The organism is Paenibacillus sp. TCA20 (assembly GCF_000732325.1).
GTDB lineage: Bacteria > Bacillota > Bacilli > Paenibacillales > Paenibacillaceae > Paenibacillus > Paenibacillus urinalis.
Map to the genome: position 1 here is coordinate 171,542 of NZ_BBIW01000002.1, position 23,777 is coordinate 195,318.

The 23,777-nt window shown below is 44.2% G+C and carries 22 protein-coding genes and 3 pseudogenes; 3 read left to right on the plus strand and 22 right to left on the minus strand.

Annotated features, from left to right (window positions below):
• Window positions 1-19 precede the first annotated feature (19 nt).
• From rbsD to TCA2_RS04565, 3 genes are read right to left on the minus strand one after another with little or no spacing between them, the layout of a single operon-like run.
• A complete protein-coding gene (gene rbsD / locus TCA2_RS04555; RefSeq protein WP_047910392.1) occupies window positions 20-415 on the minus strand; it encodes a D-ribose pyranase in 396 nt (131 codons plus the stop codon).
• Complete coding sequence (gene rbsK, locus TCA2_RS04560; RefSeq protein ID WP_047910393.1) at window positions 415-1,302, minus strand: ribokinase; 888 nt, start codon at window positions 1,300-1,302, stop codon at window positions 415-417. Before rbsK ends, rbsD begins: the two co-directional genes overlap by 1 nt.
• On the minus strand, window positions 1,299-2,288 hold the full coding sequence (locus TCA2_RS04565) for a LacI family DNA-binding transcriptional regulator (RefSeq protein WP_047910394.1): 990 nt from the start codon (window positions 2,286-2,288) through the stop codon (window positions 1,299-1,301). The genes rbsK and TCA2_RS04565 overlap by 4 nt, the downstream gene beginning before the upstream one ends.
• A gap of 154 nt (window positions 2,289-2,442) precedes the next feature.
• On the opposite strand from TCA2_RS04565, the gene TCA2_RS26040 reads away from it, so the two are divergent.
• On the plus strand, window positions 2,443-3,468 hold the full coding sequence (locus TCA2_RS26040; RefSeq protein ID WP_052511736.1) for a hypothetical protein: 1,026 nt from the start codon (window positions 2,443-2,445) through the stop codon (window positions 3,466-3,468).
• 465 nt (window positions 3,469-3,933) lie between these two features.
• Here TCA2_RS26040 and TCA2_RS04580 read toward each other — a convergent pair whose 3' ends face one another.
• Window positions 3,934-6,093, minus strand: coding sequence for a molybdopterin oxidoreductase family protein (locus TCA2_RS04580; RefSeq protein WP_052511738.1), 2,160 nt, complete (start codon window positions 6,091-6,093; stop codon window positions 3,934-3,936).
• A 55-nt stretch (window positions 6,094-6,148) separates the two neighbouring features.
• Window positions 6,149-8,167: a nitrite reductase large subunit NirB gene (nirB, locus tag TCA2_RS04585; RefSeq protein WP_047910396.1), complete on the minus strand. Its 2,019-nt coding sequence runs from the start codon at window positions 8,165-8,167 to the stop codon at window positions 6,149-6,151.
• A gap of 461 nt (window positions 8,168-8,628) precedes the next feature.
• Here nirB and TCA2_RS04590 point away from each other — a divergent pair, with 461 nt between their 5' ends.
• Window positions 8,629-9,861: a NarK/NasA family nitrate transporter gene (locus tag TCA2_RS04590; protein WP_047910397.1), complete on the plus strand. Its 1,233-nt coding sequence runs from the start codon at window positions 8,629-8,631 to the stop codon at window positions 9,859-9,861.
• 121 nt (window positions 9,862-9,982) lie between these two features.
• Here the strand turns inward: TCA2_RS04590 and TCA2_RS04595 are convergent, their stop codons facing one another.
• The 11 genes and pseudogenes from TCA2_RS04595 to TCA2_RS04640 form a co-directional block, all read right to left on the minus strand.
• Window positions 9,983-10,405 carry a cupredoxin domain-containing protein gene (locus TCA2_RS04595; RefSeq protein ID WP_047910398.1) on the minus strand — a complete coding sequence of 141 codons (423 nt, stop codon included), beginning with the start codon at window positions 10,403-10,405 and terminating at the stop codon, window positions 9,983-9,985.
• A gap of 273 nt (window positions 10,406-10,678) precedes the next feature.
• Window positions 10,679-10,864, minus strand: a complete 186-nt coding sequence (locus TCA2_RS04600) for a hypothetical protein (RefSeq protein WP_047910399.1) — start codon at window positions 10,862-10,864, stop codon at window positions 10,679-10,681.
• Between the two features lie 18 nt (window positions 10,865-10,882).
• Entirely contained in the window at window positions 10,883-11,737 is an 855-nt protein-coding gene (locus TCA2_RS04605) for an SPFH domain-containing protein (protein WP_047910400.1), read from the minus strand.
• A gap of 192 nt (window positions 11,738-11,929) precedes the next feature.
• A pseudogene (locus TCA2_RS27440) lies at window positions 11,930-12,502 on the minus strand (pectate lyase); the annotation flags it as partial.
• A gap of 48 nt (window positions 12,503-12,550) precedes the next feature.
• Window positions 12,551-13,045: pseudogene (locus tag TCA2_RS27445) on the minus strand (RICIN domain-containing protein); the annotation flags it as partial.
• Between the two features lie 193 nt (window positions 13,046-13,238).
• Window positions 13,239-13,766, minus strand: a complete 528-nt coding sequence (locus tag TCA2_RS04615; protein WP_047910401.1) for a GNAT family N-acetyltransferase — start codon at window positions 13,764-13,766, stop codon at window positions 13,239-13,241.
• Between the two features lie 35 nt (window positions 13,767-13,801).
• Window positions 13,802-14,491, minus strand: a complete 690-nt coding sequence (locus TCA2_RS04620) for an HAD family hydrolase (protein WP_047910402.1) — start codon at window positions 14,489-14,491, stop codon at window positions 13,802-13,804.
• A 20-nt stretch (window positions 14,492-14,511) separates the two neighbouring features.
• Window positions 14,512-15,537 (minus strand): aminoglycoside phosphotransferase family protein, encoded by a 1,026-nt coding sequence (locus TCA2_RS04625; protein ID WP_047910403.1) that lies wholly within the window; start codon window positions 15,535-15,537, stop codon window positions 14,512-14,514.
• Window positions 15,534-15,998 carry a DUF402 domain-containing protein gene (locus TCA2_RS04630; RefSeq protein ID WP_047910404.1) on the minus strand — a complete coding sequence of 155 codons (465 nt, stop codon included), beginning with the start codon at window positions 15,996-15,998 and terminating at the stop codon, window positions 15,534-15,536. Before TCA2_RS04630 ends, TCA2_RS04625 begins: the two co-directional genes overlap by 4 nt.
• Before the next feature lie 19 nt (window positions 15,999-16,017).
• Window positions 16,018-16,545: a hypothetical protein gene (locus tag TCA2_RS04635; protein WP_047910405.1), complete on the minus strand. Its 528-nt coding sequence runs from the start codon at window positions 16,543-16,545 to the stop codon at window positions 16,018-16,020.
• A gap of 48 nt (window positions 16,546-16,593) precedes the next feature.
• Window positions 16,594-17,178: a GNAT family N-acetyltransferase gene (locus TCA2_RS04640; RefSeq protein WP_047910406.1), complete on the minus strand. Its 585-nt coding sequence runs from the start codon at window positions 17,176-17,178 to the stop codon at window positions 16,594-16,596.
• Window positions 17,179-17,536: 358 nt separating this feature from the next.
• On the opposite strand from TCA2_RS04640, the gene TCA2_RS04645 reads away from it, so the two are divergent.
• Window positions 17,537-18,307, plus strand: a complete 771-nt coding sequence (locus TCA2_RS04645) for an SDR family NAD(P)-dependent oxidoreductase (protein WP_047910407.1) — start codon at window positions 17,537-17,539, stop codon at window positions 18,305-18,307.
• A gap of 50 nt (window positions 18,308-18,357) precedes the next feature.
• Here the strand turns inward: TCA2_RS04645 and TCA2_RS04650 are convergent, their stop codons facing one another.
• The 6 genes and pseudogenes from TCA2_RS04650 to TCA2_RS04675 form a co-directional block, all read right to left on the minus strand.
• Complete coding sequence (locus TCA2_RS04650) at window positions 18,358-18,966, minus strand: TetR/AcrR family transcriptional regulator (RefSeq protein ID WP_052511740.1); 609 nt, start codon at window positions 18,964-18,966, stop codon at window positions 18,358-18,360.
• Window positions 18,967-19,120: 154 nt separating this feature from the next.
• Window positions 19,121-19,735 (minus strand): AAA family ATPase, encoded by a 615-nt coding sequence (locus TCA2_RS04655; protein WP_047910409.1) that lies wholly within the window; start codon window positions 19,733-19,735, stop codon window positions 19,121-19,123.
• 200 nt (window positions 19,736-19,935) lie between these two features.
• Window positions 19,936-21,063, minus strand: coding sequence for a DUF2092 domain-containing protein (locus TCA2_RS04660; protein ID WP_047910410.1), 1,128 nt, complete (start codon window positions 21,061-21,063; stop codon window positions 19,936-19,938).
• Entirely contained in the window at window positions 21,020-22,546 is a 1,527-nt protein-coding gene (locus tag TCA2_RS04665) for a HAMP domain-containing sensor histidine kinase (protein WP_052511742.1), read from the minus strand. Before TCA2_RS04665 ends, TCA2_RS04660 begins: the two co-directional genes overlap by 44 nt.
• On the minus strand, window positions 22,543-23,280 hold the full coding sequence (locus tag TCA2_RS04670; RefSeq protein WP_047910411.1) for a response regulator transcription factor: 738 nt from the start codon (window positions 23,278-23,280) through the stop codon (window positions 22,543-22,545). Before TCA2_RS04670 ends, TCA2_RS04665 begins: the two co-directional genes overlap by 4 nt.
• 167 nt (window positions 23,281-23,447) lie before the next feature.
• Window positions 23,448-23,699 (minus strand): annotated as a pseudogene (locus TCA2_RS04675) (NucA/NucB deoxyribonuclease domain-containing protein); the annotation flags it as partial.
• Between the last annotated feature and the right edge of the window lie 78 nt (window positions 23,700-23,777).

Here is a 23,777-nt window from a genome sequence, read left to right on the forward strand (position 1 = left end):
CCTCCTCGATGACAATCTGTCAGAAGTACACACCGGACTGTAAGATGCAATTGGCATAAGGCTTTGCTTCACCTGTGCGAATAATAACCTTAGCGTCCTGCGTCAGCTTCTTGAATTGCTCATGCGAATGATATTCCACCGACTGATTTATAAACTTCTCTTCAATAAAATGGAGCGCTTCTACATTCTCCGATTTAATCTCTTCCGCCAGAATGATCTTCTCAATCTCCATATCTTCAGCAATCGCCTCAACCACTTCTATAAAGCTGGGGGTACCTAGCTTTATAGAAAGGTCAATCTTATGAACACCTTCAGGCACCGGAAGTCCGATATCCGCAATCACAATTTGATCCGTGTGCCCCAGATCTGCAAGCACCTTTGAGATATGACTGTTTATTATCCCTTGCTTCTTCATTACAGATTCGCCTCCACTTCTTCACGTGTCGGCATTCCCCCTTGTGCGCCGAACTTCATGACAGACAGCGATGCCGCACGGTTAGCGAACTTGATGCTATCCTGCAGGGACTTGCCTTCTGCTAGAGCAACGGCAAAAGCAGCATTGAAGGTATCACCTGCACCGGTGGTATCGACAGCTTCCACAGCATAACTGGGAACCAGAATTTCTTCCGCTCCATCGTAGAAGCGAACTCCGTTCTTCCCTTCCGTAATAAACAGCTTGTTCGGATACTTGCGGAGCGAATTCTCTACGCTTGCTCCGTCAAAGATGATCTTGGCTTCATGCTCATTCGGTGTAATATAGGCAGCTTTCTCAATTACTTCATCGCTCACTGGGCGCGCAGGCGCCGGATTTAACATGAGCGGCACGCCTAGTTCACTGCACAGTGCTGCAACATGTTCCACCGTTTCTTCCGGAATCTCCTGTTGAATCAGCACAATATCCGAGTTCTTAATCACTTCCATGATCTGATCAACGTAGGCCGGTGTCACCTCATCATTGGCTGCTTTTACAACGACAATGCTGTTATCGCCTTCAGCAAGGATAATATGGGCCGTACCGCTCTCCATATCTGTAACCGGTTCCACATAGTCGACATTAACTCCATTTTGCTTGAAATTGTTCAGGATAATTTCGCCGTAATGGTCATCACCCACACGTCCGATCATGGTAACCTCAGCACCGAGTCTGGCAGCAGCGACTGCCTGGTTAGCACCTTTGCCTCCCGGAACCGTCTTGAAGGATTCTCCAAGCACCGTTTCTCCTGCACCAGGGCGTTTATTAGACGTCACGACAAGGTCCATGGAGGAGCTGCCAATGACCGTTACTTTCGCTTTTTCACTCATTTATTTTGCGCCACCTTTCGGGTTGTATTCCGTTCAATATATTCAACTGGAAACTGAATGTAGGTCTCCATATTATGTTTGTTATCAATTAGTTGTATCAGCAGCCGGGCAGCGGCTCTTCCCATCTCATATGCAGGCTGTCTAATGGTTGACAATGCCGGTGATAACAATCCGCTGATCGGAATATCATCAAATCCGACGATCTGCACATCCTCTGGAACTCTTCTGCCTCGTCTTACGGCTTCATGAATGACCGCAATCGCTGCCAGATCATTACTTGCAATAATGCCGTCCGTATAAGGATAAGTATCAAACAGATTCGTAGCCAGTTTATCTACGTTATGAAAAGAAAAACTTGAAGTCTGGATTACATGATATTCCATTCCCGCTTCCTCGAGAGCATGTACAGCTCCCTGATATCGATCCTGAGCCGGTTTGACATGAGCAGGACCCTGCATCACCGTAACTTCTCTACTGCCCCCGGCGATAATTGCTCCCGCGGCAAGTTTGCCGCCCTGCCATCCATCTGCATAAACCGAAGGCTTATCATGTGATGTTCGATCTAGGAATACGACAGGCAAGTTAATAGATGTGTACGTATGCGTATCCGGATTATTTGTGAGCGTGATTACGCCGACCACATTATTTTGAGTAAACGTTTGCAAATATTCCAGCTCTTTCTGTTCATTCTCATCACTGTTTCCGATAATGATACGGTAATCATTCTCTCGCATTTCATCTTCCACACCTCTTGCGATCTGAGGAAAATATGGATTCGTGATGTCAGGAATGAGCAGTCCGATCAGCTTCGACTTGCGTTTATATAAAGATCTCGCAACTTCATTCGGTGAATAATCCAATGCCAGGATGGCATCCTCTACTTTCTTACGTGTATCTTCATGTACATAACCTGCGCTATTGAGCACCCGGGACACCGTGGCCACCGATACACCTGCTTGACGCGCTACATCCTTAATTGTTGCCATCTCTGTCACCTCGACTATGTGTAACCGGTTACAGGTTTAAGATAACACAGTTTCTCACATGTTGCAAGCTCATAATGAACATCTATATTCTGCCATATTATTTCATGGTAAGATGGAGGTAAGCTTTAAGTTTATGGATAGGAGGTACAACGCCATGGGATTATTTAAAAAGATTACTTCCCTATTTGGTACAAATGAGCACAAGCCTAATCCGAAGAAGAGGATTGAAACGCCTGAATTTATCTACTCACATAACCTTCCCGAGCATTTAGGGATCATGTCATCTGTCCATTCACTGAACAGGTTGGCTGCCCGTCTTGAGGATGCATTAAACGATACATATATGAATCAGGTGAGAGACCGAGTCATGTCCAAGCATCGTTATACAGCCGAGAAATATAACTGGATGCTGCTTGAGCTTAAGCGATACTTTATTCTCTGCTCTGTACTCAAAAATGTGCCTATGTACAGCAACGATACAGATGTCATATGGCATGAAATGCTGATGTTTACACGAGACTATGAGGACTTCTGCCGGAAATTCACCGGTGATTTCATCCATCATCAGCCGCATAGTGTACAGCCAAGCGAAGCCGAGCGTGTCAGTGAGAGATCTTGGTACGATCTCCTATACAGTCGTCTCTTTATAATCTTTCCAGAGAACGAGCAATTATCCAGAGCTTTCTTCAAGCATCCTATAGAGGAAGGGATCCTCAGGAGAATAGAGCATGATCCGAACGATGCAGTGATAACCTCCAGACTAAGGGTAACCAATGATCTGGATGTGAAGCAGCTTCAGGAGGAGCTGCTGCTTACACTTAGCCATCAGATCAGAGAAGCTCACCTGCAATTGGATGATTTGTTAAGACAAGATACGTTGTCTGCAAAAAACCAACAGAAGACTTCACCGAATGTGTTACGAAGCAATGCAGCGATGGACCCTATCCTCTCTATCCTGCTCATATCTACGTCTACTTCTTACTTATTCGAGGAGGCTCCACCTTCTGAGGAAGAGCTTCGTAAAGCGCAAGATACCAGCGGTGGCGGCGGATGTTCCGGCTTCCACTCGAATGAACATGAACGATCCGACTCAAATACTTCTGACTTTTCACCAAGTGATACATCGGATGGAGGCTCATCGTGCGGAGGTTCTTCCTGCGGCGGCGGATGCAGCAGCTGAATTCTGCAGATACACATTTCTGTATTCTTGATATAGGCATCTATGTGAAGGTATTAAGGAGTGGTGAGATGATTGGAAATCTAGATAAGTTACTCTTTGTTCTCTGGCGAAGGATCTTTTCTCGATACACAATTAGTATCTACATGTCACACAATCAAGAACACTTCCAGAAAAACATTTATAAGCTAAACAGCCATCAGGTTGATTATAAGACACAAATAACAAATACCGGCTCCTCTGGAGTCAGTTTGGGCGGATTCTCCGCACAGTATGAAATCTTCGTAAAAAAAAGCGACATACATTTAGCTGAAAAAGTGATTAACCATTAAATAGAGCTTTACTCCATTAAATCTGTTCTCTAGAATCAAAGGCTCCTCTCAGCGGAATGCTGGAAGGAGCCTTTGATATTTTTATAAATGAGCTTCGTTATAGAGCCATACTGGATCAAGATGATTCACATTCGTGTTAATAGCTCATTTCGATTCGTACCGCTGTCGTTTTAAATCCCGGCATTTTACAAAAAGGGTCCAGCTCGCCGCGTGTGGCTCGATTCACATTTTGGACCCCTCCCCAGTGCATTGGTACAAATAAGGTATCCTTTCGGATCTGCTCATTGAAACGGCACCGAACCTGGAACTCTCCGTATCGAGAGGTGATTCTTACCCAGCTCTGTTCCTTAATCATATAGTGACGTGCCGTATCGGGATGAATCTCGACGAAGTTTTCGACCTGACGCGAAGCAAGTCCTGGACTCAGCCTTGTCTGTACTCCTGTCAGATAATGAGACAGCACCCGGCCATTCGTCAGCATAAGTGGATATTCTTTGGACAATCTTTCCTTCACCATTTCACTTTCTTCTGCTGTAAATACAGCTCTGCCATCAGCATGTGCAAACCGCTCTTCAAAAATTCTGCCGACTCCCTCTTCGTCTTCCGCAGGACAAGGCCAGTACACTCCTTCTTCCTTCCGCAGCCGATCATAAGTGATGCCATAATAATCGGCAATACCACCCTTACTGGCGATTCGAAGCTCGTTGAATATGTCTTCTGCAGAGGTATAGTCAAAGTATTTACCTTTATCAAGAGCTGCTGCAAGCTCCCGAAGAATCTCCCAATCATGCCTGCAATCCCCGGGCGGCGGCGTCACCGCTTCACGCAGGAGTACCCGCCCTTCCAGATTCGTGAGCGTACCCGTGTTCTCTATATATGAGCTTACGGGTAGAACAACATCCGCTAAGCGTGCCGTTTCGGATAGGAACATATCCGCCACCGCCAAGAAAGGAACCTTCTCCAGAGCTTCTTCGACGAGTGTAGCGTTAGGATTCGAAACAATGGGATTCGAGCCCATCACAAACAGCGCTTCAATTGCCCCTGTATGAACGAGCTCCATCATTTCGTAAGCAGATACTCCTTTTCTAGGAATTTCATCAGGTTCAACGCCCCACACAGAAGCGATGTAATTACGGTCCTGCTCATCCTCAATGGAGCGGTATCCAGGGAGCTGATCAGCCTTTTGACCATGCTCCCTGCCTCCCTGTCCGTTCCCTTGACCTGTGATTGCTCCGTACCCGCAGCCTTGACGGCCGATCTTCCCTGTCGCAAGCAGCAAATTAATAAAATGTCTGACCGCGAGGTGTCCGTCTGTCTGCTGCTCCACCCCTCTCGCCGTTAACACCATACCTGTCTTGGCCTTACCAAACATGTCAGCTGCAAGCTTCAAATTTTCTTCGGATACCCCGGTGTTATCTGTAATATAATTCCAATCGAGCTTATCCAGATATGCTGTCAATTGTTCATAGCCATTTGTTCTATTTGTAATAAAAGCCTGATCCAAGAGCCCCTGCTCCCTCAGCCGTTTCAGCATTCCGTCAGCAAGCAGCATATCCATTCCCGGACGTACAGCAAGATGAAGATCAGCCATAGCTGCTGTCGATGTTCTGCGCGGATCAATCACAATAATAGAAGCACCTTTTTCTTGAGCCCTAGTAAAATACGGCATAAGTGTAGGCTGGCATTCTGCAATATTGGTGCCCGCAAGTATGATACATTTTGCATGCTCAATATCAGCTAAAGGAAAGGTTAGACCCCGATCCATTCCAAACACCTTAGCTCCAGCGGATGCAGCAGCCGACATACAGAATCGGCCATTATAATCTATATATTTAGTGCCTATGCCAATCCGCGCAAATTTCCCGAGCATATATGCTGTCTCATTAGTCAGTGATCCACCGCCGTATACGCCGACTGCATTGCTAGGTACAGACTGTATCTTTCCCGCAATATACTGAATCGCTTCGTCCCAGGAAGCTTCCATCAGTTTACCGTCTTTCTTAATTAACGGGGACGTAATGCGTCTTGCACTTGTCGTATGCTGATGTGCATTCATGCCCTTGACACACATTCTTCCTTCGGAAGCTTTGTTCTGCATCCCTTTGGATTCTGTCACATACTGAAATAACCGGGGTGTCGATTTAGAGACAAGCTCACGGGATTCTACCGTGACCTCCGCTTTGCACTGCACACTGCAGAATGGGCATTGGGTCGTTGCATGATGTATTGCACCCTGCAGTACCGAAGCTGCTTCTTGATTATGATTTATTACTTCTGTAGAGCCTGCTATTTTCATGTTGCATTCCACTCCTTCCTTTTATCTCCACATCTATATCTATCATGTATATCGTTCATGCAAATTCCAGCAGCCTATGCTCCAACTCCATAACGCGTTCTCGAATGCTTCCAATCCCTGCGCGCTCAACCCATTCCCACGTTTTCTCGTTGAACCAGCCTTCGGTACTATAGAGCTCCACCGTAAACTGAGCAGCACGGATCGCCTCTTCTCTCGTGTCCGTAATACATAAGAGCTGTCCCTCTGTTACAGGATGCCTTGCATGACCACCTACGTAGATTTCGTATCCAGCGGGGCACGCCTGAACAGCTATATCATGCAGCAAGATCCCGAACACGGACTCTGCTTCCTCTGAGGCGGCAGCATAGATGGAAGAAGGAACCGGCTGCTCAGCGCACCAGCTTATAAATTTATCAAATGTATCGATCGGCAATGATGGATGCTCAGTTCCTTGCGATCGGTTTCGCTGTATGTAGTATGCAATCGTTTCTTCACAGGTCCGGCATCCATCTGTGTCTGTAGTTAAATCAATCAGCTCTCGTACTTCTGCTGACGATTCAGTGCCCGTCGTACTAATGAGCTGTATCAGCTCCTCGTGTCCGGTTGTCATGCAGGGGCAGATGCTCTGATCTGTAGCGGATTCCAGCTCCATGCCGCTGGTTGGCGCCGAAGCACCGGACAGTGTAACCTTCACAAGTGCCTCCAGCATGGGCCTGCAGCCACCACACGATCCGGATGCCTTCGTCTTCTGCTTTACTTCATCCGCAGTCGTAAGCCCATCCTTCTCCATGACCTTCACAATCGCAGATTTGGACACTTGATTGCAGGCACATACCGTCTCGCCTCCCGGCATCGCGGCAACAAGAGCTTCCATTCGGTTCTCACCAGCTGGTGCGGGCTTTATTGCCGCGAGCTCATGAGCATCTGCTTGACGTTTAATGTATCCGAGCATGGTCTGAGATTCGGTCGTATCTCCATATAAAATAGCACCAGCAAGCTTACCGTCACGTATCGTCACTTTTTTATATTTGAATTGCAGCCGGTCATACTCCTGAACTGCTATGCTGATATCCGGTCCAATCTCCCCAACAGAGAATAGATCGACACCGGACACCTTCAGCTTGGAATAGGGAATTGAGCCTTGATAGGCTTCGGTTTCCATATGACACAGCTTACGTGCCAGCACTCTTGCCTGATCGTACAGTGGTGCAACCAGTCCATAACAGATTCCCTGATGCTCGGCACATTCTCCGACTGCATAAATATATTTATCACTCGTCTGCATGTAATCATCAACAATAATCCCCCGACTCACGGCAAGACCACTGTCTCTTCCGATGTCCACATTAGGACTGATTCCTACGGCAAAAACAACCAGATCCGCCATCAGCTTGCTTCCGCTGGCAAGCCGAATTCCCTTTGCCCGGCCATCTCCAATGATTTGCACCGTTTGCTGTCCAAGCCGGAATTTCATTCCTTGCGCTTCCAGCTCCGTCTGCAGCAGTCCTGCGGACATCGGATCCAGCTGTCTATTCATCAAGTACGCTGCATTATGAATCACTTCCGTCTCCATCCCAAGGTTCAGCAGACCTCTTGCGGCTTCCAGCCCCAGCAGTCCTCCGCCAATAACAATGGCTTTCTTAAATTTCTTGGCGTATTCCATCATAAGAAGACAATCATCCATGCTTCGAAAAGCAATAACACCTTCCTGATCACTTCCCGGGATCGGCGGGATAAACGCTGATGAGCCTGTCGCAATCAGAAGATCATCGTAAGACAGCTTCATTCCAGAGGAAGTTTCTATCGTTTTTTTCTTCCGATGAATTCGTGTGACCTTCTCTCCCGTGTAAAGTTTAATCCCGTTCTGTTCGTACCAGGTCCAGTCATGAATAATAATATCTTCAAATGAAGTTCCGCCCTGAAGCACTTTGGACAATTCGATCCGATTATAGTTCGGCCTAGGCTCTGCGCCAATCACCGTTATTTCATAAAGCTCATGGTTTAATTGAATAATCTCTTCTATACATTTCATGCCGGCCATACCGTTCCCAACGACAATCAACTGCTTCTTCATCTAGTATTCCTCCATCCCATGCCTATCTCTGTAGAGAAACCACGATCTTTTATATAAGTGAAAAAGAACAAAAAAGCCCCTTTTTCATCATAAGAAAAAGGGGCTGCGCTGCCTCACGAAACAGCACTCCGTTGTGCTGAACTTATATATAAGAGAATATAGGATACCTGATCCTATGTCAATATTTTTAACACAAAATGCTTTCAAACGATTACTTTCATTTTTTTCAATAATTTGCGTTAAGTATCTTGACATATCGAATTTCAATTTCTATAATTCAGTGTACAGTCAGTCAAACAGAATACATAGTGATTCACAATGAAGTGAATCATGTGTCACGGCAATGAGGCCGCAGCTCGAACCCTTTTAATTAAGGGGCGAATTGCGGCTTTTTTTGATGCAGTGGAGATCCCTCTTCATGATGGGTCTGATCTATTAAAGATAAAAAGGGAGAGATTAGGATGGAGAAAAAAAGTTTCTGGAAAAGCGGGCATAACCCCACACTCTTCGGTGCATTTTTTTATTTCGACATCAGCTTTATGATCTGGGGCCTGATTGGTCCGCTTAGTGTTGTTATTGCAGGAGATTATCCGATGGATGCGGCGCAAAAAGCAAATCTGGTTGCACTCCCGGTATTGAGCGGCTCTATCCTTCGACTGCTCTTCGGGTATCTGACCGACCACATTGGTCCCAAGCTTACCGCGCAGATCGGGATGATCGTTACCTTGATTCCTTTAGTTCTCGGCTGGCAGTGGGTCAGCTCACTTGATCAGTTGTATGTTGTTGCACTGCTCCTTGGTGTAGCTGGCGCTTCCTTTGCCGCAGCACTTCCGCTGGCGAGCCAGTGGTATCCCAAAGAGCATCAGGGTCTGGCCATGGGAATTGCCGGAGCAGGTAACAGTGGAACCGTACTTGCTACTCTATTTGCCAACCGGCTTGCTACACATTTCGGAAGCTGGGAAGTCGTATTCGGACTCGCCATGATTCCCATCATCATCGTCTTTATCCTCTTTACGATCTTTGCCAAGAACAGCCCGAATCGTCCTGCTCCAAAGACCTTTGCTCAATATGCCCATGTCTTAAAACAAAAGGACGCACTGATTCTCTGTTTATTTTACTGTGTTACCTTCGGTGGTTTTGTCGGTCTATCCAATTATCTAACGATCTTCTTCAATACTCAATATGGGCTATCTGCTGTACAGGCAGCCGATATCGCAACTTTCTGTATTATTGCAGGCAGCTTCTTCCGGCCCGTCGGGGGCATGCTCTCTGACCGCTTCGGCGGAACACGTATTCTGACATTCCTCTATGCAGGAGCTGCTCTCATGCTGGTAGGTGTTTCATTCCTGCCTCCACTCCCGGTCGTCGTTGTGCTCTTGTTCATCGGCATGATGTGCCTTGGTGCGGGTAACGGTTCCGTGTTTCAGCTCGTTCCGCTGCGGTTCGGCGCCGAGATTGGTCTCATGACAGGAATTGTCGGTGCGGCCGGAGGATTGGGTGGATATGCGCTGCCGCTTCTTCTCGGAAACCTATACAAATCGGTTGGAAGCTACACCCCTGGATTCTTAATTTTAAGCGTCGTCGCTGCTGCCGCTTGTATTCTCGTGGTTACCATGAGTCTGCAATGGAGAAAAACATGGCTGCAGAAGCAGGGCAAGAAGACTGCTGCCATCGCTGCTGAAGTCAACGCATAGGAAGTCAACGCATAGATTATTGAATAAATAGGTGGACAACCAAAACTTTAAACAAGCTACAAAAAAAGAAGCAGTGATCTTATCCTAAGCGATAACGATAAGACACTGCTTCTTGCTATTGTCATTTAACGGTTAGTGTTCCAAAGGTCATATACATACCGCAATTGAAATTATAAGTTCCCGGCTCAAGTGTTGTATCCACGGTATAATAATTATCGCCTTTTTCCAAATATTGAAGCATATCAAAATCCTCTGAGACAAGGCTGGTAATATGAGTAAGGTTCGTCACCTTCTTAAAGTTGATCTTCGTTGGTACACCTTGCTTCACTTCGATATGACTAGGAGAGAACCCCTTATCATTAATTTCAACAGTTACAATCTCATAATTACTTAAATCCTCTTCTTCTTGTACGGTCTGTCCTCTATCCAGAGCAGATGGAACCATGCTGTTCCCTTGGAAGAAGATGATCAAACCACCTATAACAAGAATGGCTGCAAGCCCAATTGCCAGGAACGGCCAAGATTTCATTAGCTTTTTGTTCATACGTAAACAAGTCCTCTCGAGAAACTTCTAATGTATTGCTTTGCTTTATATGTTAAGGATAAACCATATTGTCAGTGAACTAAATGACCCTTTGTAGCTATTTCCTAACATTCTTTTGTCAAAATTATAAACATTATGTGAATGAAGCCTTGAAATGCGGAAAAGAGCAGCGTCATCTAAAAGACAGCTCCTCTTCTTCCTATTCCCTATTATATACGTAATTGTTAAGGCTTAACCTAACTGATGCGAAAGTCTTGTTACATTATACTCTTGTCACTCTTCGTTATTGTCAGTAATCCGCTTAGGGCCGGGTAGTCTCCCCGCATCTCTTAGAGCTTCTCTTAACAGAAACTCAATATGACCATTTACGCTTCGGAATTCATCAGCTGCCCAGCGCTCCAAAGCCTCATACGTAGCCTGGTCGAGGCGGAGAGGGAAGCTCTTCTTCTTACCTGCCATTAATACGGATGTCTCTCATTAATAAATGGTGCTGGTGTTAATGACCGGCTGGGCAGAACGATCAGAAACGACAGCAACAAGCAGATTATTAATCATCGCAGCTTTGCGTTCCTCGTCAAGTTCAACAGCTCCTTCTTTCTCAAGCCGTTCAATCGCAAGCTGTACCATTGTTACCGCACCTTCTACTATTTTCTCCCGAGCGGAGATAATGGCAGATGCCTGTTGTCTTTGCAGCATTGCACTTGCAATCTCAGTAGAGTATGCCAGATGTGTCAGGCGGGATTCACGCACGTTAACTCCTGCAATTTCCAGACGAGCCTGCAGCTCATTGGTGAGCTCCATGGCGATCTCTTCCGCATTGCTTCGCAGAGAGAATCCAGCTCCGTCTAGATTATCGTAAGCATATTTACTTGCCACATGGCGCAGTGCAGTCTCGCTCTGAATTTCTACAAAGGATTCATAATCATCAACCTCAAACAGTGCCTTTGCGGAATCCACGACAGAGAAAACAACTACGGCTTCAATCTCAATAGGGTTCCCTTCTACATCATTTACTTTGAGCATCGAGCTGTTGAAGTTACGGACACGCAGCGAAACCTTCTTCTGTGCTGAGAGCGGAATGGTCATATAAAACCCACTGTCACGAATAACCCCCATATACTTACCGAAAAATGTAAGTACCATCGCTTGATTCGGCTGGACAACTGTCATTCCCGTAGACAGCAAGACAGCAACGACAGCAAGAATGGAGCCATTAATATATCCTGCAGTTTCACCTGTACTAAAGGCAAAGACTCCTGCAGCGATTAGCACAAAAACTACAAGCAGACCTACAAATCCATTTACACGAAATACTTTTTTCTCCTGGAACAATAAACATCACCGCATCTCTCTACAATATTGTTTTGATATATTTATGATATCACTTTTTACTTTAATTGTAAACCAAACTTATGAATTAATACATTATTGAACATAAAAAATGGAACGCTTCTGTGTGTTAGAAAACGTCCCATTCTTTATTCGATCATATCATTTTATAAAATGCATTACTGCACCTATTATTTAATACTCCGTGTTATTATTCTCATATACATTCTTCACGTTGTACCATTTCTGACCGACATTCGAATAGATTGTATTCGTCATAGATACCGTACTGGTTGTGCTATCTGTTCGGAATATCGATTCATCCATATTGGAGATGTCAGAGCTATCAATAAAGACTTCAACTTTAAAAGTAGATCCTCCAACTTGACGGATGAGCTTTCCTGCATTGCTTGAGACAAAGTTGTATACATTCAACCGACCAGGAGCATTTAACATGATGACCTTGTCTGCTCCGTTGTAAGCTGCTCCACCGTTCAGAGTAACCGTTCCAGAGCTCTTCAGAGTGAGTGCATCTTCCCCAATGTCCTCCCAGACAATATTGGCTAAGTAAGCGTTACCATATACGTGAACACCATCCGCTGCTGGAGCACCAATCACAACATTTTTCAATGTTGCTCCATTCTCCAGACGGAACACTGGATCTTGTCCCTCATCCTGACTGCCATCACCTAGTGCCGATCCAGCGACATAGCGCCGTCCGAGCCCATCAAATACTTGTCCTGCTTCAACGACAATCGTCGAATTTACGGTCGTTGTTCCATTCGGTGATACTTTGACCAGCTGCCATTGCTGGTTAGGATTCCCTGTACTTGTCCACTGTACGACATTTGCTCCATCGGCAGTCGAATGATTATATACCTCAAGAGCTTTGCCTGAATGGCGGTTGATCAACTGAACGTGTCCGTCAATATCGACCAATCTCCAGTGCTGATTATAATTCTGTCTAAAATTCTGCCATTGTACTACATTTCCACCGTCTGCTGTAGACCAGCCTAATACTTCAAGAGCACGGCCACTATTCGCATTAACCAAAGAATAGTAACCGCTTCCAACACTAACAAAGCGCCAATACTGATTGTCCCCATTTAGATCAGCCCACTGCACCGCATTTCCGCCGTTGTCATGTGAATACTCGAAGATTTCAAGCGCCTTGCCACTGTTGCGGTTAATCAACTGATAAGTTGCATTGTTTGTGATGCTTGCCGCCTCAGCCGGCTGATGTGGAATAAACAGAGAAGTTGCAATAAGCGTTACGGATGCCAGAACTGAGAAGAGTTTTTTTCTAATCATCGAGACACCTCCTATTATTTTCGAATAAATAAATCGAACGCCTGCAATCTCCTTTCTTTGGATAATTGAAACATTATCAATATAACATACAATTAAACAATTATGGAATATATATGAAACGTTTTCGAAGTAATATCTCTAAAAAAATTAATTAATTAACATCGATATTAACTACCATAGCATGAAGCCGTTCCTAAAGCTTAATCCTCATATGAATATCTTTTGGTTCCTTGTTAAACAGCTCTTCATCGATTTCTTTAGTTAAATGACTTCCATTACTCTGGTAAAAAGAAACCGCTGAGCTTGTCTCTGTTGACGAGATGTATAAAGCGGCAGCTCCCCTTGACCTGGCCTCTTCTGAAAGCCTATCCAACAGTTGAGTACCAATGCCTTGTCTCCTATATTGTCTCGACACATACATAAGATCCACTTGTAGTTGATCCTGTCGAACACCTCTAGGCTTGTGGGCAAGCACTCCGAATCCGACCAAGATATCGCCTGCAAATGCACCAACGGCCATTCCGCCTTTTTCAAGCTCGTAGATGAACCTTTCCTCCATTTCACACAGCAACACGTCGTCCCAGTTTGGACACTCGTGATCCGTCTTGATCTCAACTAGCTGATCATTGTCCATTTCGTATATGAGCTCAATATGCTCAGAGCGATCAATCTCCTTTAATTGATGTACATCTGCAGGGGTGAGCTCTCGATAAGTTATCATGGTCAACCTCCAATTCTCTAATTAGTTATAGCAAGCTATAACTGCGATTGTATAAACGGATTGAGTTGTTGGTGATTCAAAGATAAGAAGTCGCTCAATTCTTCCACACTTTTTACATAGTGTGTTGGCTGCTCTGCGGTCAGCTCTTCCTCGCAACCGTACCCAAATCCCACCGCAATGGAGGCGATATGTTGATGATGAGCACCGATAATGTCATGTTTACGGTCGCCAATCATTACCGTTTGGACTGGATCCAAATTGTAATTATCCATGAGATACCCGATAATTTCAGCTTTGGCAGATCGTGCACCATCCAGCTCGCTACCACATATGTATTCAAAATAGGAGCTGAGCTCGTAGTGCTCCAATATTTGCTTCGCATATACTTCCGGCTTGGAAGTCGCAATAAACAACCGCATCTGTGGGTCGCTGCTTAAACGATCGAGCATCTCTCTAACTCCAGGAAATACAGCGTTCTCGAACAGTCCGGTAACACTAAAATATTCTCGATAATAATCAACTGCAGCTTCAATCTGTGCCTCATCCAATTGATAAAAATCTTTGAAGGAAACACGCAGCGGTGGTCCGATGAATTTGTTCAGCTCCTCCAGACTAGCAACAGCAATATTCATTTTATCCAGCGCATATTGAACCGACTTTGTAATACCCAGCTTCGGATCAGTTAATGTGCCGTCCAGGTCAAACAATAGGTTAGTGTATGGCATCTCAATTCTCCTTTTTACACTCATGTATTGAAATCGTATTGCAACCATTTCTCTACGGTAGGGATTAATTCGATATAATGTCGGATTTCTGCTAGCGTTAATATAACCTGTTTTTCTCCTAGATGTTGTTCCTGTGCATCCCTGCACCCCATACACAAAGATCGTTTTAAATTATATTCCAGCCAATCCAGCTTCCCTACCATTCCATTATACAGCACAGGTCGCCAGTCTATCTCCATCGAAGCTGGTTGCTTTTTGTATCCTCTCATGAAAGCTGTGAATTTCTCAGGAATTATTCGTCCATTTGCATCAACAGACCAATAGAGTAACGTCTCCGTCATATCCTGCCATTGATTTATGTAACCCGCTGCTTCCCAGTCAATAATTATAGGCACATCATCATGCCACATTATATTCTTGGGATCCAAATCTCGATGGCTTATAACCCGATCCATTGCACTTAATACCTTAACGGCAGCCACTGCTCGAGCATTCCACTCATACATTAGATCCAGATTTTCTTCTAACAGCTTAGCCCAAACCGCACTAGCGGCCTTTCCATTTTCTAAATAATAGTTCCAATTGATAATGGAAACATCTTGTGAATTATGATCAGCAACACCTATAACCGCAAAATCAACAGCATGAATCCTTGCCAGCAAATCCCCAACGATCTCACAATGAGTCGGCCGTATTTGGTCCAGACTCAAGCTTCCACCTTCAATCCAGTCAAATAAGAGATAAAAGTTAGATCCAACCAGATGAATAGACTCGTCATCGACTGAGATCGCCGGCAATGCAGATATTTGATTCATTGCAGCCATTTTGGCAATACGTTCGGCATCTTTGTAATTCCGAAGTGCTGTGGGCCTCTGCATTATTTCAGGATTTAACATCTTTATTGCATAGGTTCCGCGGTCAGTAACAATGGAATACATCTTGTGCAGCAATCCACCAGTAACCTGCTCTGGTGTTCGTGCAACTATGCCCAGCTTTAATCTGGTGCATAATTCCTGAATTTGTGCAAAATCCTTTGCATCAATCATCGGCAGTTGTCCTCTCCACCAATATTTACTTTGCAAAGCTCTTCAATCTGTTTAGGAGGGAACACTTTTCCTCTATGAAGATAATTTTCAAGAAACATTTGAACCTGAGCCAAGTGCTTGTTCATGTCCTTTATGTCGATTAAACCTTGGCTTACCGCATCTGCATATTCTTCTAAGTCAATCAATCTGTAAGTCGGTCCTTTGCCTTCTACAACTATATCTATGTACAAATCAGTTAACTTGATCTCACCGTCATTATTCATTTTAATATCTACTAAATCAACATACCATTCGTTTGTCCATCCAAAAGGTTCGTGCATTATTTTGACGCCTTCATGCATGAGAATATAGTGGCGAATGACTTTTTGGGATAGCTCGTCATAGCGATCAAAAAATACAACCTCGCTTGTACCATATCCTTGAAACTCGCCTAATCGGGAAATGACAGTGAATGTTTTCAATCTAGCCCCTCCCAAACATTCATTGTAATCCAATTTTCTTCAATATGTACTGCGTGATTTCATCTGCACAGAGTTTTTCGGAATCAATATGTTCTGCGAAGGCACTAGCTTGAAGAGCACTCAAGCATTTTTCTGTCTGTTGAAACTGCCATCCGCCTACAGTATCTCCTCGAATGGTTAACCTCTCATGGATCGATGCCTTAGAAGCCATCAAGGTGAAATGGTATACTGTATCCAGCTTCTCAAACGATTCTCTAATGTAGCTATAATTTTGTGATTTATACAGCGTCATTGGCACAATAAGGGTTCTGTCGTACTTGAGCTTGACCAGCTTCGCAACTTCTACCACAAGCACTCTCCACAAGTCCAAATCTTGAAAATCTCCGCTTCGCTCATGCTCCTGTCTCATCGATTCAGGTATTAACTCTCTTAGCAAATAACCAGACAACTCTAGATCTACTATCATGCTGTTAGGAATAAGCTTTGCTAAATTTTCTGCTTGCGTTGTCTTTCCTGCCCCGAATGCCCCATTGATCATAACGATCATTGCTTTTACCTCCTGTTGTTGATTTCAAAATTTGAGAGCTTTGAGAACTTATAATGTAGAACTAATGTTAACCCTATCAAAATCATCCCTTAAAATGGCATACATTCTTTGATCCACGAACTCTCCCTTCATTTTCAGCTGACCTCTTAATATCCCTTCCCATCTCATTCCCAGCTTCTCCATTGCCCGTGCCGAGCCAGCATTATTATAACTGCATCTCCCTTCAATGCGATTAAAGCCCAACTGCATAAAACCATACTCGATAATCAGGCGGGTGACTCCCGTAATTATACCTTGATTCCAATACAGACGCGAAAGGGCAAATCCAATCTCAGTCCTCTCGTGAGCCAAATCCCACAGAATAAATCCTGTTCTGCCGATCAGCTTATTTTTGGCTTTATCAATAATGCCCCAGTGATATGCTTCCTTCTCGTTATACTTCTGAATTAATTGTCCTAAAAATGCTCTGGAATCTGTAATAGATTGATGCGTGTCCCACAATGTATACTTGGCAACAGCGGGGTCAGAAGCTAGCTCATAGTACGCATCTATATCATCCAGCGTTATTTTTCTTAATAACAGCTTACTCGTTTCAAACTCCGGTTCAGTTTCGAATAGCTTATCGATGTTCATGTTCCGTTTCCTCCACCTCTCTAATCTGCAAAGATGTTCATCTTCAACGCATTTAATATCACTTGATCGCATAAATTCTCCATATCGGCCCCCTGTATTCTGATAATAAGAACAACACAAAAATAAACACTTTACTATGCATCTGTTCGTTTTCTTACATATTACCTAACATAATCATCACAACTGTTTTATGTATTGCTTAAGCAACAAAAGCGCTTTCATTTGCTGATTGAGCTTCAGTAGCATTCAAATTATACTAATACCGTAACACGTAGGGTTAGGAAATTCGACGTTCTACACGTATGGAATACACCACTCTTATACCTTAATGATGTATTAATAGAAAGGATGTTTGAACATGGGAAGATTAACAGGTAAAGTAGCAATCATTACAGGAGCAGCTAGCGGCATGGGTCTTGCTGGAGCCCAACTCTTTGCAAGAGAAGGAGCAAAGGTGGTAGCTACTGACGTCGTCCAAGACGTCCTGCAAGAAAAAGTAAACGAAATTATCGCTTCAGGAGGAGATGCCGTCGCACTTAAGCTTGATGTATCAAATCCTGAATCATGGAATGTCGTTGTAGAAGAAACGATCGCTAAATATGGAAAGATCGATATTCTAGTGAACAATGCCGGTATTCATATTGCTAAAGGCATACTCGATGCTGAAGTAACCGATTGGAATAAGGTTATGGACATTAACACTTCTGGTGTATGGCTCGGTATGAAAGCTGTCATTCCACACATGCAAAAGAACGGGAAGGGTTCTATTGTAAATACCTCTTCGATTGCAGGAATTATTGGCGGTATCGCTGACGCACAAGGTGCTGCATATAGTGCTTCTAAAGGCGCAGTCCGTTCATTGACGAAGCATGCAGCTCAATGGTTCGGAAAAGATAACATCCGTGTTAACTCTGTTCACCCGGGAGCTATATTCACTGGAATGGTTGAGAAGGCCGGCATTAAATCACAAGTAGAGATGGGTGAGAACTACAAGAATTTGGCGCCCCTCCCTCCTCATGCAGGGGAAGCTATGGATATTGCTCATGCTTACTTGTTCCTTGCTTCCGATGAAGCCAAATTCATCACTGGGGTTGAACTACCTGTCGATGGCGGCTGGACAAGCAACTGATAAATAAAGCTATGTAAGAGCTTCGGTGATGAACAACCGAAGCTCTTACTTTAAGCCTCACTAAAATTTGTATGATATGTTTCATTCGAACGATTAAGCCTTGTCAATTCCAGCAGCTGCTCAGCCATATACGTAGGATTATATTTATAATTACTTTGCACCCATTCTGTAATCATTCCCAGGACAGCATTGGCCTGATAGCATGCCATGAGTTCTTTATCAATCGCCGGGTTAGGAGAAATTATCGTTACATCCTCCATATATAAACTTTTTAGCGCTTCGTATATGCGAGTATAATACTCCGGCAATATACTTGATTTTACTAATAAAGTATAGAAGGAACGAAATTGCTGTACATGGTCGAAAATTTTAATGGCTGACGGATCTAGGCTTTGTATATTAAAGTTCTGATAATTCATATAAGGGCTCCGATACGCGTAGATCAGATCAGATAGAACATCCTCAAAAACTTCCTCCAACAGCTCCTCTTTACAGGAGTAATGCTTGTAAAAAGTACCTCTATTTAATTCTGCTGAAATTACAATGTCCGTTATTGTAATTTCATTGAATGATTTGAATAACATCCACTTCAGCAGAGCCTCTTTTAATGCCTGTTTGGTCTTAGTCACTCTCCGATCAACTGGCTGCGTTTTAATCATAACCATTCCCCTTTAATTATCTTACAGATTTACCAAAGAAGCGTTCTAGTTTTTGTTCATTCTATTAATAGATACATTTATTATACTATTAGAGGAAAAATAATAAAACGACAGTAGTTCCAATTTAAAAGTAATTCTGAATAAACAACTGTATTCACAATTCTCCGTCCTGTTCTTGCATTTTCCTGGCTGCTTTATCAGAAGGCGGCACATGTAGATTAGCCAGATCAATAATGCAATGAATGGCTTCACGGATTCCATCAGGATGAGTTACATGAAACAAATAATTTGCTTCTCCTTCGGATGGTAATACCACATCGGCATTCCTTGTCTCAGCTTGCTGTCGGTGAAGCACCTCTTTAAAAGATGACGCACTTCTAAATATCGCTGTATCCCGCTGACTACGAGCAACTCGCTCCTGAAGGACATGATCCGGAGGATCTAGATGAACAATGACACTGATAAATCCATTTTTATGAAACCTGGTTAACAAATCTAAACGACTTCTGTAGCTCCGATTCGAATTGCATAGAATGAGATGATAGTCTGTCTGCTCTACCGCGTAGTCGACAATGGTTTGAGTGACAGCGAATTTGATATGGTTAGGCCCATGTGTAGGCAGTAAGCTTCTATAATATGTATTGATAAATGCTGCATGATTATCTTGGTCAATGACGAGGGAACGATGAAGCTCTTGCTCCAAAGCTCGGGCAAACGTCGTTTTTCCACTATGTGTCTTACCCACGGTGATGATGACTAACCTGCTCACTGATATACCTCCTCCTTCCTTAACTTATATCCATTTTATTACAAGTGAGGCTTGCTTTTAAAGCAAGAATCTCTAGTCTGATCAAGCCTATACTTCTATCATCCAAGCCTGAAGTATAAATTACGTGCAGTCATGAAAAGAACGACCCAGCATACGCTAAATCGTTCTCTGTAACCGCTATGGAGTATGGTAACTTGTATTCATTCCCGTTCCTCTGTCAGTAATTCCGCCCATTCTAGTAACTGATCGATCTCGGTTTGAGCTCCCTGCTGATCGGCCATTAGACTGTACCTGAGACCTTCCTCATCCCAGCTGATGATATTGATTTCTTTCATATAGTCCCCTTTTTGACCTCTTACTGTGACCTTCTCTCCAAATTCACCATCCTGAACATCATCCCCGGGAGATTTGAAAATAGACAGACTTAGCGGTGTCTTACCGTCTACCAAATAGTTGATTGAAACTTCATTTCGATCCAGCTCTCCGCTTGCTTCGTACATTTCTACGGATACTTGATCAAATCCTTCAGCAGGCATTTGCAAGTAAGATTGACCTAAGGCCTCCCTGGCTTCTTCGATCGTTATCGTTTGAGGCCCCATATTGTCCAAGGCGATAATTTCTGCGTCCTCAGGAATATTCAGTTTAAATGTATCAGGTGTAAATTCCGGGGACTTATCCAGCAAAGTATAAGCAAATTCCGTCGTAATATCTCCTGAGGTGACCTTTGATTTCACAACCATCCAATCTTTAGCATTCACCCAGTATTCCTGTGAACCGATCAGGCTATTCGCATCCTTATCTGATGGAGTGGCCTTAATATGATATACATCTTGATCGAGCCACTTCTCTTTGCCTACGGTTTCAATGGTATGTGTACTCCGCATACGTTCAAGCTGGCTTAACACTTTATCCTTTGGCGAGCTTTGCATCGCTTCGTTTTCAAGAGACTCCATTGTGTAGGCAGTATTTCCGCCTTCCTCATACACAGTAACTTGCTGTCCATCGTTTACTGAGATGCTCTTCCCCGTATCCGGTGTAACAATTTCATTGCGGTTGTTGCCATTATCAGCGTTATACCACTCTTTGATCGTCATGCTTTCTGTTTTCTTTTCTCCTTCAAAAAGGGTCATCTCTCCTTCGGCATAATAAGAGACGGGCTTATTACTTTCTTGGATCGCTTTCTCCACCATCTCTTCACCTGTATAGGCTAATGCTTCTCCAGACTGACAGCCGGTTAACAGCATCCCTGTAAGCAATACACTTCCGAGGATTCCCATCACCTGATTACCTTTTCGTGTGCTCATCGTTGCATACTTGATTTGTCTCATTCATTCTCATCTCCTTATTGTGAAGAGGCAATCCGCATACAACCAGTGTCCCATACGGCTCCTCTGACATCAGCTCTATCATTCCTTCGTGCTGTTCAATGACTCTCTTAGCAATCGTCAAACCTAGTCCAAAGCTGCCTGAACTGGCTTGATTCCTCGACGCTTCTCTCTGATAAAACGGCTCAAACAGCCTGTCCTGAATTTCGAATGGTATGGACTCTCCTTCATTCTGAATGAGCAGCAGTATGTTCTTAACCGGATCCTTTAATTGCTGTTCTACTCTGGATCTATACGGAGGACAAATCCATTCCGGGACGCTGCACCCAGGGGATAACGCTGCAAGATAAAGCACGCTTCCCCGCGGTGAATATTTGATGGCATTCGCGATCAGATTATCCATCATCCGCAGGATCAGCTGAGGATCCAGTTCAATATTCCCACTCACTGAAATGGACGTTTCCAGATGAATGTTATTGGTCCACGCCAGTGACTCATAACCCGCCAGCAGCATTTCCATGAACTCCTCACTATCGACAAGTGCACGCTCTTTATTCGTTATTTTGGATTCCAGCGTTGCATAGAGGTTCAAATCATCCAGCATGTGTCTCATCCGATCCACCTGCCCCATCATGAAGCCAAGATACTCCTGACGCTCTTCACTTGTAAGCTTATTCGTATCGAGCTCCTCAGCATAAGCCCGAATGGAGGTGAGTGGTGTCTTCAAATCATGGGAAAGAGCGGCCGTCATGAATGCCTTCTCTTCTTGCTGCTGTAAAAGCTTCTTCCGTGAGGATTCTATGGTTTGTCTCATATCCTCAAAGTGAGCCATCAGTTCACGCATCTCCCCGCCCCCTCGGTACTCAGATGGAGGAACCGGCTCATTTGCAGCAAAGGAGCTCATTTGCTTGATAAGTATACGCATGGGAAAAATCAGCTTGCGACGGGTGAGGAGCAGAACAATAACAAACAGAACAGCTATAAATACGCCAAGAATTCCAGCTACCCATACCGTCCGGCTTCTAATATCCGCTCTCCATTCCTGGCGAGCTAGTGTGATCTGGTAGATCCCAGCCAGGCTGCCATTCTCAAACACTGGTTTTTTTAACATATAACTGCGGGGATTGATCTGCATTTCGTACAAGTTGCTGTACAATCTTTCGCTGGTTTGCACGAACCCTGTATATTCACTATCTTCCATTGAGGAATAGATCAACACACCATAGGGATTAAACAGTTCAACCTTTAACGCGTCATTCGTGAGCAGATCAAGCTCTTGTACATCCCATACCGTTCTGAAGCGATACAGCTCCGGGTTCTGCAAATGGGATTCCGCTGCAGATATTTCCGATGAAGCAGCCATATAATCTGTAAAAGAACGCTGTTCATCCAGTTTACCAATCAGCTGATACAGGACGATTCCAGCCGCAAGGGGAAGCAGCATTAGAATTACAAAGGCAATCAACAGCCATGTTCTCAGCTTCATTCGGGCTCACCGATAAAGCGATATCCACTGCCCCATACGGTCTGAATATACTTGGGATCTCGGATATTATCCTTCAGCTTCATTCTCAGACTCTTAATATGCACGGTTACCGTATTTCCACCGTCTATCGCCTCCTGCTGCCATACATGTTCATACAGCTCGCTTTTGCTAAATTGTCGTCCAGGATGCGAAGCAAGCAGCATGAGCAGCAGCCATTCCTTACTCGTAAGCGCAATAGGTTCATTTTCAACCATAGCCTGTTTCAGCACGAGATCAATAGTGAGACCGCCGTAATAGGTTAAAATAGGAGATTTTTCCTCGGCGTCCTTCTGATATTTACGATACTTTCTCAGGTGAACCTCCACTCGCAAAGAGAGCTCGGTCAAGCTGAAGGGCTTCGTAATATAATCGTCTGCACCAAGTCCAAAAGCTCGGACCTTGCTCTCATCCTCACTCCTCGCGCTCGTAATCAGCAAGGGAACCTCGCTCTTGAGCCGAATATTTTTGCACAGTGTAAATCCGTCCATTTCAGGCAGCATTAAATCTACCAAGACCAAGTCATATTCCCCGCTGCAGAAGTCCTCCCAGCATTCCAGACCTGTTGTCGCCCAGGTTACCGAGTAGTTGTCCCGCCGCAAATGATCCCTCACAATCCTTCCTATTCCAGGATCATCCTCAACGATCAGCAGATTGCCTCTGGTTTCGAGATATGCATTGCCGTTTGTCTTCTCCATGCTGTATCCTCCCCTTGACCTTCATTCTACGTTGTCTAACTGCAGATTTTGAAAAGTTAATAAATTCTTTATAAATTGAATCTAGCTGCTGAAATCAATTTTTTGAAATGGATTCAAGTCGAGTAAAAAACAAAAGGAGAGATAGATTCTATCCCTCCTTTAAATGTTCAATTAAAAATGAATTCAACTCTTGTTCTGCCCGCTCCCCGATTATCTGACGGATCTATGTATTCAATGCTGGCTCCTTCTCCGCCTTCCGCACACATGGCCATGGGCCACTCATCACGCTCATAACCACGCTTCGTCGGGATCCCTCTTAATGATTCTTGCCTGTTCTCGTCTGCCCCGCCGCGATCAATGGTACATGTATGGGACAGACCTTCATCTATTGCGGCTTGGATATGCTCTGCTGTCTCCGGACTTCATCCTATGTATAATCTGGATGCGATCGTGCTCCTTTTTCGTATCCATATGGCAGTTTCATCATATCTCAAAAA

Coding starts and splice junctions, on each gene's coding strand:
- rbsD (WP_047910392.1), bottom strand. CDS start 415: ATGAAGAAGCAAGGGATAATAAACAGTCATATCTCAAAGGTGCTTGCA.
- rbsK (WP_047910393.1), bottom strand. CDS start 1,302: ATGAGTGAAAAAGCGAAAGTAACGGTCATTGGCAGCTCCTCCATGGAC.
- TCA2_RS04565 (WP_047910394.1), bottom strand. CDS start 2,288: ATGGCAACAATTAAGGATGTAGCGCGTCAAGCAGGTGTATCGGTGGCC.
- TCA2_RS26040 (WP_052511736.1), top strand. CDS start 2,443: ATGGGATTATTTAAAAAGATTACTTCCCTATTTGGTACAAATGAGCAC.
- TCA2_RS04580 (WP_052511738.1), bottom strand. CDS start 6,093: ATGAAAATAGCAGGCTCTACAGAAGTAATAAATCATAATCAAGAAGCA.
- nirB (WP_047910396.1), bottom strand. CDS start 8,167: ATGAAGAAGCAGTTGATTGTCGTTGGGAACGGTATGGCCGGCATGAAA.
- TCA2_RS04590 (WP_047910397.1), top strand. CDS start 8,629: ATGGAGAAAAAAAGTTTCTGGAAAAGCGGGCATAACCCCACACTCTTC.
- TCA2_RS04595 (WP_047910398.1), bottom strand. CDS start 10,405: ATGAACAAAAAGCTAATGAAATCTTGGCCGTTCCTGGCAATTGGGCTT.
- TCA2_RS04600 (WP_047910399.1), bottom strand. CDS start 10,864: ATGGCAGGTAAGAAGAAGAGCTTCCCTCTCCGCCTCGACCAGGCTACG.
- TCA2_RS04615 (WP_047910401.1), bottom strand. CDS start 13,766: ATGATAACTTATCGAGAGCTCACCCCTGCAGATGTACATCAATTAAAG.
- TCA2_RS04620 (WP_047910402.1), bottom strand. CDS start 14,491: ATGCCATACACTAACCTATTGTTTGACCTGGACGGCACATTAACTGAT.
- TCA2_RS04625 (WP_047910403.1), bottom strand. CDS start 15,537: ATGATTGATGCAAAGGATTTTGCACAAATTCAGGAATTATGCACCAGA.
- TCA2_RS04635 (WP_047910405.1), bottom strand. CDS start 16,545: ATGATCGTTATGATCAATGGGGCATTCGGGGCAGGAAAGACAACGCAA.
- TCA2_RS04640 (WP_047910406.1), bottom strand. CDS start 17,178: ATGAACATCGATAAGCTATTCGAAACTGAACCGGAGTTTGAAACGAGT.
- TCA2_RS04645 (WP_047910407.1), top strand. CDS start 17,537: ATGGGAAGATTAACAGGTAAAGTAGCAATCATTACAGGAGCAGCTAGC.
- TCA2_RS04650 (WP_052511740.1), bottom strand. CDS start 18,966: ATGATTAAAACGCAGCCAGTTGATCGGAGAGTGACTAAGACCAAACAG.
- TCA2_RS04660 (WP_047910410.1), bottom strand. CDS start 21,063: ATGAGACAAATCAAGTATGCAACGATGAGCACACGAAAAGGTAATCAG.
- TCA2_RS04665 (WP_052511742.1), bottom strand. CDS start 22,546: ATGAAGCTGAGAACATGGCTGTTGATTGCCTTTGTAATTCTAATGCTG.
- TCA2_RS04670 (WP_047910411.1), bottom strand. CDS start 23,280: ATGGAGAAGACAAACGGCAATGCATATCTCGAAACCAGAGGCAATCTG.